Annotated in this window: 1 protein-coding gene; it reads left to right on the top strand. The window is 59.7% G+C overall.

The window, feature by feature from the left end:
• The coding region (locus tag MHB56_RS29770) for a condensation domain-containing protein (RefSeq protein WP_341144429.1) at window positions 1-1286 on the top strand (1286 nt) is incomplete at both ends.

Here is a 1286-nt window from a genome sequence, read left to right as displayed (position 1 = left end):
AGAGGTGCTGGGCACGGGCTCGTTCAGCATCGGCGACTCGTTTTTCGAGCGCGGCGGTCATTCGCTGAAGGCCGTAACGTTGGTGTCGCGCATTCATCAGCAGCTGGCGGTGGAGTTGCCGCTGCGGGAGCTGTTCGCGCGACCGACGGTAAAGGCGTTGGCGGAATATGTGCGCAGCATGGATTATAGCAACTACGGCCGGATTGAGCCGGCAGAGCCACAGGCATCGTATGCGCTGTCGTCGGCGCAGCGGCGGTTGTATGTGCTGCATGAGCTGGAGCCAGAGAGCACGCGCTACAACATGCCGGGCGTCGTGGAACTGGTAGGGAAGGTGGACGCGGATCGGCTGGAGCAAGCGATTCGTTCAGTCATTACCCGTCACGAATCGCTACGCACGTCGTTCACATGGGTAGACGGCGAACCGAGACAACAGATACACGAAGACGTGTCGTTGGAATGGGTTTACCAAGATACGCATGAAGAGCATGCGCGGGCGTTGACACGGGACTTCGTGCGTCCGTTCGCACTTGACCAAGCGCCGCTACTGCGCGCTGGGCTGCTGCGTCTAGCGGAGGACCGCCATTGGCTGCTGTGGGACATGCATCATATTGTGTCGGACGGCGTATCGATGAACATCCTGCTGTCGGACTACATGACGGCGTATGCCGGCGCGGAGCTGCCGCCACTGCGGATTCAGTACAAGGATTATGCAGTCTGGCAGCAAGGCACGCTCGAGGCCGAGCGGATGGAAGCGCACGAGGCGTACTGGCTGTCCGCCTTTACGGAGGAAGCACCGGTGCTGGAGCTGCCGACCGACCGAGTGCGTCCTGCGGTACCAAGCAGCGAGGGCGGACGCGTTCATGCAGAGATTAGCGCGGACGTGGCCGAAGGGCTGAAGAAAGTCGCAACGAAGACCGGATCAACGCTTTACATGGTACTGCTTGCAGCCTATAACGTGTGGCTACACAAGTACACGGGGCAGACCGACATCGTGCTGGGTACGCCGGTGTCGGGGCGCACACATGCAGACACGGAGCCGATGATCGGGATGTTCGTGAACACGCTGGCGCTGCGCAACGCTCCATCCGGGGACAAGCGATTTATCGACTTCGTGCAAGAGGTGAAGGCGCGGACGCTGGCAGCGTTTGAACACCAGGACTATCCGTTCGAAGAACTGGTGGAGAAGCTGAACGTGCGCCGCGATAGGAGCCGAAACCCGCTGTTTGACACGATGCTAATATTGCAAAATATGGAGCAGGTAAGCTTTGATCTGGCAGACGTTGACA

This window comes from Paenibacillus sp. FSL H8-0315 (genome assembly GCF_038005365.1).
GTDB classification, from domain to species: Bacteria; Bacillota; Bacilli; order Paenibacillales; family Paenibacillaceae; genus Paenibacillus_AQ; species Paenibacillus_AQ odorifer.
This window is presented reverse-complemented; position numbering and strand designations above follow the sequence as displayed.